This window comes from Vibrio sp. OPT18, from assembly GCF_015163615.1.
GTDB lineage: Bacteria > Pseudomonadota > Gammaproteobacteria > Enterobacterales > Vibrionaceae > Vibrio > Vibrio coralliirubri.
On the sequence record NZ_JADDYK010000087.1, the window covers coordinates 50,900 to 59,567 of the forward strand.

Consider the following 8,668-nt stretch of genomic DNA (forward strand, 5'->3'; position numbering starts at 1 on the left):
AGAAAAACAACTGTGGCCATGGCGCTATTGGTATCGATAACATGTGGCACGATACCGATCCAAAAGGCAACGAAATGGGCGCGGGTTCTAACCCTATGTGGCATGCGAAGAACCTAGAGAAAGGTATTTGGGGTTCTTATGCTGAAGCTTACAAGCTTGATCCTGTGAATGATCCTTCAGATGTTCTAACGGGCACTTACACGAGAAACTACGACAGTGTGGCGGTTGCCCCTTGGTTGTGGAACGCAGAGAAGGGCGTATTCCTTTCGACGGAAGATAAACAGTCTATCGACGTGAAAGCGGATTACGTTATCGACAAAGAGATCGGCGGCATCATGTTCTGGGAACTAGCAGGGGATTATAACTGTTATGTACTCGATGCGAATGGCAACCGAACTTCTATCGATACGACTGAACAAGCGTGTAATAGCGGTAACGGTGAGTTCCACATGGGTAACACAATGACGAAAGCTATCTACGATAAGTTTAAGTCTGCGACTCCATACGGAAACAAGGTAGCGACGGGTGCTATCCCAACAGAAGCATTAGATATTTCGGTATCGGTTGGTGGCTTCAAAGTCGGTGACCAAAACTACCCAATCAACCCTAAGATCACGTTCACGAACAACACTGGTCAAGCACTTCCGGGTGGAACTGAGTTCCAATTCGATATTCCTGTGTCAGCGCCTGATAACGCGAAAGATCAATCGGGTGGTGGTTTGACGGTGATTGCTTCAGGTCATACTCGTGCGGATAACATCGGTGGATTAGATGGAACCATGCACCGAGTGGCGTTTACTTTGCCGACATGGGAAGAGCTTCCTGCTGGCGGTGTGTATGAGTTAGACATGGTGTATTACTTGCCAATTTCTGGCCCTGCTAACTACGCGGTGAATGTCGGTGGCGTTGATTATGCCTTTAGCTTCGAGCAGCCAGATCTACCATTAGGTGATATCAGTTCAGGTGGCGGTAACCCTGGCGATGGTGGCACCAACCCAGGTACATGTGATACAGCAGGTTTAGCGGTTTACCCAGACTTACCTCAGAAAGATTGGGCGGGTAACCCAAGCCACGCAAACACAGGCGACCAAGTGGTTCATAACGGTAGTGTTTATCAAGCAAACTGGTGGACAAGTTCTGAACCGGGTAGCGACGGTAGCTGGACTCAAGTTTGTTCTTAATTTAATGCTAAGTAATCTCTTTATAGACAATAGAGCGTAGTAATAGGTAATAAATGCGAATGCTTTTAAGTCTATTTATCAGGATGTTAGTATAAATTAAGTCATCAATTTAAACGTAAAATTAAAACGCCGAACTGAATCCAGTTCGGCGTTTTTGTCATAAGTCACAGATTGCGTATAGAAACCCTTTAAAATATCGACACTCGTTCAGTAAAAAATAAAAACATGATATAAAACAGTCTGTATATAAGAGAAGTCACAGCGTTACCTGAAATTATAAATCTACGGGGTAATCTTGAAAGTCAGACGTAAATACATTCTTAATTTTTCAATTGCGCTCGCCGTCGTGTCGATGATTCTTTCTGCCTTTCAATTTAATCGAACTGAAAGGTCATTGTTGGAATCTAACCAACTGTTTTTTCGTACGATTGTGAACGCGAGTTACGATATTGTCGACACCACAGTGAATGAGGCGATAAAGACATATCTTAAAGGAATTACGGATACCGTTGCGTCTCATGTATGGCATACCACGCCAGAACAAGAAGTTGAACAGGTAAGCCAAATTGCCCGTGAATTGCATATTGGACAATCGGGTTATATCTATTTGATGTCACCCCAAGGCGTCCACCTTTATCATCCATTCTTGCAAGGTCAGAAGCGCGGACATCTTACTCATATCCAAAAACAGTTCACTATTGACTCTGGCATGATCGAGTACTTTCACGCTAATCCTCATGAAATAAGCCGTAGAGCCAAAGTCGCTTATTCGATGAGGCTCCCGAGTGGCAACACTTTGGTTGCGACGACCTATAAAGAAGAACTGATGTATTTGGTCGATCTTGAAGGTTTAAAAGACAAACTTAGAAAGTACGCGTTTGGTGATAGCGGATATGTATACATTGTCGATCTGCAAGGTAACTTAGTGCTTCATCCGGATTATGAACATAAATCATTGAAATCCTTAATAGGCTACTCGTCTGAACTGCTTATTGATCGAATCGCCACCAAACCAGAAGGTCAATTCAGTTACTCGATTTCCAGTGATAGTGGCACGACCAACAAAAAAATCTTCTATAAGTTTTACCCTTATCTTAATTGGGTCATTTCTGCAGGTATCTTAGAGCAAGAGCTTAATCGAAATCATAGCCTGTTGTTTATTAGTTTGATGGCTTTGGTTGTAAGTTTGTTGAGCATTATTGTCGTGTTGGTTCTTTACCTGCGGCATCGTCATCTCAAAATCTTGGATGTGGCAAGCCTAGATTACCTTACTGGGCTTCCTAGTCGACGGAGTTTTATCGAGCAGCTAAAACTGAAAATTACTCAGAATTCACCTTATCCGATAACGAATGTCGGCGTCATCTTGCTTGATATTGACCATTTCAAACGGGTCAACGATCAATATGGTCACGCTCAAGGCGATCGAGTTATCTGTGCGGTCGCAAAGTCACTTAAGAGATTTGTTAACCGTCGTCGTTTGATTGCACGCTATGGCGGTGAAGAGTTTATTTTGGTGACGTTTGATTGTGATGAACATGAGTTATTCGAATTATCAGAGGCGTTACGGCTATGTGTTGAGCAACTTCAAGGCTTGGTGTCGCCAGTGACTATCAGCGCTGGGTGTTGCCATACACAAGCACTGACTGATATTGAAACCGCTATCGATAAAGCCGACAAAGCGCTTTATCAAGCAAAAGAGAGCGGGCGCAACAACACTCAAGCGTATCGAGAGAACGAATATCACGTTGCTTACATGTGATCGGTTGAAAGTCTCATTGAATTGAAAAGTGTTGTGCACACAAATCGAGCTCTTGAGAACGACAAACACAAAAAAGCCCAAATAGATCGCTCTATTTGGGCTTTTTCAGAATTATTTGAAAGGCTAATCGCTAATTTAAGCTTTCGCTGCTTTCATCGCTTCCGTTTTTTTTTCCTTTTGCATTTTTGCAAGGAAGTAGATGTTTACACAAGCGATAAAGCCGTTGGTGGCTGCAACTGGCCATGCGTCAATCATGATGCCGTATGCTGTGAAGAGTGCACAGCCAATAAAGTTAAGGACACGCAGACGAACGATATCTTTCATTGTTAATGAAATTGCGACCATAATAGACGCAGCGTAACCTAAAATTTCAACCATATTGAATTCCATTGTTTGACCCTCTTAAATTTGCCGATACTTTGTCGGTACCAATTCTTCTCTTCATGAGATGATTGAGGAAGCTCCGTGCCTCGAATGGTCTGGTTTTGTTTAACGGGGTGAACTATACCAACTCTGTTTTTGTGATTAAACCCCCAAAACGGACAGAAGTGAAGGTTAGCGATTACGCAAACGTTTAATGACCTTTCTATTAACATAATTACTATTTATGTTGGAGGTTGAATTGATAGTTATTCTTATATAGGTAAGGAAGCCTCGAATGATAAAACGATCCATTTGTGCAACAAAAAGCATAAAAAAAGTAGTACTGTTGGCTTTGATGGCTATTGGGCTGATCGCATGCACTTCGCAAGAAATACCACCCACACACAATTATGGTGTGGTCACTAGCGGTGACTTTGATTTCATGAAACACGGCGTGATGACGTACTCCTGGCACCCTGAGTCAGAAAAGGTTTACCTTTCTCAAAAATACGATGAAACCGTGGTAACTGATTTAGTGCGTGATTCGATTCAAGAACAGCTCTCAAGTAAAGGTTATCAGCTAAAACAGGATGGTGTCGGCGATGTTGTTGTAGGCTTTGGATTAGCGGAAGAATCGGAACTGAACGATGAATCAATCTTCGATGCGATTAAGCTATCTACTGGTGTGCCATTTTACGATGGTGAAGGTAAAGTTGCGGAGAAAGGGTCGTTGTACATTGCGTTTTTCGTACCTAACTCAGAGGTCGTACAATGGCAAGCATTAGCACAATCTGGCATCCAACCTGATTTAGAGCTAAGCGAGAGCAAACAGCGTATTACTGGCTTTGTTGAAATGTTATTTAGACGCATGCCTGAGCGATAGAATTAGGCGTTGGATGTATTCGTGGGGTAAATATTAGTTGTGGAAAATATGGTCAGATCGCAGATTATACTTTTTTATTTGTAACGAATGGTACAAATACGTAAAGCAACGTAAAGTTCGCGCTTCTTTTGCTAGCATTTGTCTATACTGCTCAAAACGTTAACTTAGGTTTGATTCAATGAAACTGTTTTCCAAATACTCTCTCCCTCTATTAAGTATATTCATTGTAAGTAACGCCGCGATGGTAAGTAATGCAGCTATCGCAGCACCTTCTATAGTACCGAGCCCACCTAGCCTAGGCGCTAAAGGGTATGTATTAATTGATTTTAATTCTGGTGATGTGCTGGTAGAAAAAAACGCACACACGAAGTTAAACCCAGCGAGCTTGACCAAACTGATGACCAGCTATGTGGCAGGTCAAGAGATGAAGCGAGGCAACATCTCTGCTGACGATCAAGTACGAATCAGCGAGAACGCGTGGGCGAAGAACTTCCCAGACTCTTCAAAAATGTTCATCGAAGTAAATACCGATGTAGCAATGATGGACCTTTATCGTGGTTTGATTATTCAATCAGGTAATGATGCAAGTGTTGCGATAGCGGAACACGTTGCGGGCTCGCAAGATGCATTCGTTGACCTGATGAACTCTTGGGCGACCTCTCTGAAGCTAGAAAACACCCATTTTGCCAATGCACATGGTTTGGATGCAGACGACCTCTATTCGACTCCTTATGATATCGCGTTACTCGGTCGTGCCATTATTCGTGATTTACCGGATGTGTATGGCTTATACAGCGAGCGCTCTTTCAGTTACAACGGAATCACACAGCACAACCGTAATGGCTTATTGCGTGATAGAAGCTTAACCGTTGATGGCATGAAAACGGGCTACACCTCTGGTGCTGGCTACAGTTTGGCGAGTTCAGCGACACAAGGTGAGATGAGACTTATCGCGGTTGTGATGGGTGCATCAAGCGTTAAGAGCCGTGAATCAGACAGCAAACAGCTGTTGAGTTATGGTTTCCGTTTCTTCGATACACTAAACCCGCACAAAGGCGGCGATCAAGTGGCTGAAGAGAAGGTATGGTTTGGTGAGCAAGACACATTGAAACTAGGTGTGGCAGAAGACACGTTCATTACGTTGCCTAAGTCGGACAGTAAAAAGCTGACTGCATCTATCGAGCTTAACTCTGAACTGAAAGCGCCGATTACAGAAGGTCAAACTCTAGGTGTGGTTCATTACACTGTTGATGGTGAAGATGTTCAAACTCAGCCTTTGATCGCGCTTGAAGCGGTTGAACAGGGCGGTTTGTTCAAACGTTTAATGGACTACGTTAAGCTGTTCTTCGCGAGCCTATTCTAAATAGAGCTTGTGGCGATAAGCCGCGCTGAAAAGTCGAAATATTATGGGTGTTGTGAGTGAATCACAGCGCCCTTTGTTATTTCTACATCAATGAAAACGCCGCGCCGCACTATCTTTATTAGCCGTGGCGGGCGGTTTCGATTACTATACGCAAAATTTAGCAGTGTAGTCACTTATGACGATAGAGATAAAGAACGTAACCGAACCCGAAGTAACCTGTGCCAATTGTCAGGCATGCTGTTGTCGTTTAGAGGTTATGATCATCACAGATACGGGCGTACCTGAAGAGCACATCGCTTACGATGAATGGGGCGGAGAAACCATGAAGCGCTTAGATGACGGCTGGTGTTCTGCGGTAGATAGAGAAACACTGATGTGTACTATCTATGAAAACCGACCATGGATCTGTCGTGAGTTCGAAATGGGCTCTTATGAATGCGTTGATCAGCGCAAGGATGTAATGGGCTAGGACTTTATCTTAGCTATCGATCTCAGTTGAGCTCTAGCTGTTCTTAGAGCTTTAACTATTTCTTGAACTCAAATACTCCGCAAGAAAATCGATAAACACTCGGATTCTTTGGGGCAAATAGTCGCTCGCATGATACACCGCGTACATTGGTAACTGGTCATTACTCCAATCTGTCAACAACCGTATTAATTCCCCTTTCTCTACAAACTCTTTACCCATCCAATTCGGTAAAGCGACAATACCTAAACCTTTACGAGCCATCTTAAGCAGCACTTCTGGGCTGTCTGAAGTGAATATTTGATTTACTTTAATACTGCTAGCTTTGTGGCTATTGTCGGTAAAACGCCATTCATTCGCAGGCGTCATCAGTGAGTAGGTTAAGCAGTGGTGTTTGATTAATTCTTGAGGCTGTTGCGGTGCTCCGTGTTTCTTTATGTATTCTGGTGATGCGAAGTAGTGAACTTTATTATTAAACAACAAGCGCGCTTTTAGGCCTGAGTCTTTCAGTTGTGATGCGCGGATGACGACATCAATATTGTGTTCATTGAGATTAACGATGCGGTCGTCAACGCTGAGATTAACCCGTATCCCCGGGTGTTGTTCAATGAATGCTTGAAGCGGTTCACTGAGTAACATGGTTGAAAAGGCACTTGGGGCGGATATTTTCAATTCACCTTCTACAGACTCGGTTTCTCGCTTTAGCTGACTTTCTATTGCGGACATTTCTTCTAGGAAGCGGACACAATAAGTGAGGTAGTCTTTTCCTGCATGGGTTAGGGATATTTTGCGACTGTTTCGCTGAAACAGTGTCATTCCTAAATCACTTTCTAACCACGCAATCTTTTTACTGACGGCACTTTGTGTCATGTCGAGTTTATTGGCAGTAGCAGTAAAACTATTTAGCTGCGCAGTTTCCACGAAGATACGAATACACTCAATTTTATCCATTCCACTTGCCTTATGTCTGCTATCTAAACTCAACCATTCCAAATTGGAATCTTAACTATCATAAAATTAGCATTTATCGCTCGATTTATGAATGGTTAAATAATCCCATTGACGTTAATAATTCTTAAGAAAGGTGGCAATATGATTTCAGTGGTGAGTGTATTACTGGTGGTGTTCTTTTTATTGGCAAGCTCAATCAAGACATTTGCTTGGCAGCGTAAAGTGTTCGAAATCCAACTTGGTTTTTTTAAAAGCTATGGATTAAACCGAGTGATTATGTTTCTAGTTGGTATGGTTGAGTTTACTGGAGCTGTATTGTTGCTCTGTGCTTTGGTTGGTTTAGCACCTGAACATACGCAAATGATGGGAGGTTTGATACTAGCGAGTACTTCACTAGGGGCGATTTACTTTCATTTGAGATTCGATACGTGGAAGGATGGTATTCCCGCGATGGTGACTCTGTTGGGTTCTGGCTTCTTGGTTATTGCATCGTACTAAGTTTATTCGACTGTAGCGATAGAGGTGAGAGACGAAGAAAAGAAGAGTAGGGCACGAAGCCCTACCAAATGGAAACGTTTTAGAACTCAGAAGGCACTTCAAACTCCATCCATTCACCGGTTGTCGGGTGAATCAACTTTAGGTAGCCAGCGTGTAGGTGTAAGCGCTCGCGTTTGTATCCGTATAAGTCGTCACCACGAATAGGTACACCAAGCCCCAATGGATGAGCGCAGTGTACTCGCAGCTGGTGGGTTCGCCCTGTTTTAGGGTACAGGTGAACCTTGGTCTTGCCATTATGAGTGCTCACCGCTTGCCAATGGGTCTCTGCATTTCGGCCGTGTTCATGGCAAACCAGTTGTCTTGGTCTGTCCGTGATGTCGCCGCGCAAAGGAAGGCTGATATCGCCAGATTCACCCGTTATTTCACCATCTAACAAAGCGGTGTAGCGCTTCTGTACGGTTCTATCAATGAACTGCTTCTGAATGTGCTTGTTTGACTCTGCCGTGAGCGCCAAGATCAACAAACCTGACGTTGACATATCCAATCTATGAATAATCAAAGGGCCAGTCGCATCCGGGTAACGCGCTTTTATGCGGGTATAAACTGAATCTTCGATGAACTTACCGGGAACCGACAAGAACTCTTCAGGCTTATTGACGACCACGATCTCGTCGTCTTCATAAACAATATCAAAAGACTTACCTACAGCAGGGTTCACGATAAGCGGGTTATCTTCTAGCTCTATGCCACTTAGCTGGTGTTCGAGGATCTCAAAGCTTTTACTCTGACAAACAGGGTAGAGGTTTGCGTGTTGTCGAATGATATCTGTAGGCGGTAATCCCCACCAAAATTCAGACAAAGCTAACGGCTTGAACCCGTGTTCAAACGCAAAGTTAAGCAACTTAGGTAGGCAGCATTCACCAGAGCCTTCAAGAGCGTCTTTGCCATCGAGTAACTCGAGCAAGTTCTTAGATTGCTTGGCTTGATCGATAAAGCGATAGTGAGAGAGACGTTGAGTTTCCAACTGCTGTGAAACTGCTTGGTGATCTTGCTTACGGTTTTTCAGTTCGCTTTCAATCAAATCAACGTGTGATTGGCGCTCTGCGATCTTCTGTTTCCACTCAATACGAAGTGCTTTTAGGTCACGTTTCTCTTGGCTACTTTGATTGCCCAGTTGTTTGAGCAAGTTTGCCGCTGACTCTAG

At 43.5% G+C, this 8,668-nt stretch carries 9 protein-coding genes; 6 read left to right on the plus strand and 3 right to left on the minus strand.

The window, feature by feature from the left end; genetic code table 11:
• Window positions 1-1,181: chitinase C-terminal domain-containing protein (locus IQQ51_RS27550; RefSeq protein WP_228013138.1), on the plus strand; the 1,181-nt coding region annotated here is incomplete at its 5' end.
• A 295-nt stretch (window positions 1,182-1,476) separates the two neighbouring features.
• Window positions 1,477-2,940 (plus strand): sensor domain-containing diguanylate cyclase, encoded by a 1,464-nt coding sequence (locus tag IQQ51_RS22160; protein ID WP_193842159.1) that lies wholly within the window; start codon window positions 1,477-1,479, stop codon window positions 2,938-2,940.
• A gap of 135 nt (window positions 2,941-3,075) precedes the next feature.
• On the opposite strand, the gene IQQ51_RS22165 is transcribed toward IQQ51_RS22160, so the two are convergent.
• A complete protein-coding gene (locus IQQ51_RS22165) occupies window positions 3,076-3,330 on the minus strand; it encodes a YgjV family protein (RefSeq protein WP_017068159.1) in 255 nt (84 codons plus the stop codon).
• A gap of 268 nt (window positions 3,331-3,598) precedes the next feature.
• Between IQQ51_RS22165 and IQQ51_RS22170 the strand changes: the two genes are divergently transcribed.
• From IQQ51_RS22170 to IQQ51_RS22180, 3 genes are all read left to right on the plus strand, one after another.
• Window positions 3,599-4,186, plus strand: coding sequence for a DUF4136 domain-containing protein (locus IQQ51_RS22170; RefSeq protein WP_193842160.1), 588 nt, complete (start codon window positions 3,599-3,601; stop codon window positions 4,184-4,186).
• A 178-nt stretch (window positions 4,187-4,364) separates the two neighbouring features.
• Window positions 4,365-5,549: a D-alanyl-D-alanine carboxypeptidase family protein gene (locus IQQ51_RS22175; RefSeq protein WP_050634261.1), complete on the plus strand. Its 1,185-nt coding sequence runs from the start codon at window positions 4,365-4,367 to the stop codon at window positions 5,547-5,549.
• A 175-nt stretch (window positions 5,550-5,724) separates the two neighbouring features.
• Window positions 5,725-6,018 (plus strand): YkgJ family cysteine cluster protein, encoded by a 294-nt coding sequence (locus IQQ51_RS22180; RefSeq protein WP_081090056.1) that lies wholly within the window; start codon window positions 5,725-5,727, stop codon window positions 6,016-6,018.
• Window positions 6,019-6,069: 51 nt separating this feature from the next.
• Here the strand turns inward: IQQ51_RS22180 and IQQ51_RS22185 are convergent, their stop codons facing one another.
• The gene (locus tag IQQ51_RS22185; RefSeq protein ID WP_193842161.1) at window positions 6,070-6,966 is read right to left on the minus strand and encodes a LysR family transcriptional regulator; all 897 of its coding nucleotides are present in this window, start codon (window positions 6,964-6,966) and stop codon (window positions 6,070-6,072) included.
• Between the two features lie 117 nt (window positions 6,967-7,083).
• Between IQQ51_RS22185 and IQQ51_RS22190 the strand changes: the two genes are divergently transcribed.
• Window positions 7,084-7,464: a DoxX family protein gene (locus IQQ51_RS22190; RefSeq protein WP_193842188.1), complete on the plus strand. Its 381-nt coding sequence runs from the start codon at window positions 7,084-7,086 to the stop codon at window positions 7,462-7,464.
• A 79-nt stretch (window positions 7,465-7,543) separates the two neighbouring features.
• Here the strand turns inward: IQQ51_RS22190 and IQQ51_RS27555 are convergent.
• The coding region (locus IQQ51_RS27555) for an RluA family pseudouridine synthase (RefSeq protein ID WP_228013142.1) at window positions 7,544-8,668 on the minus strand (1,125 nt) is incomplete at its 5' end.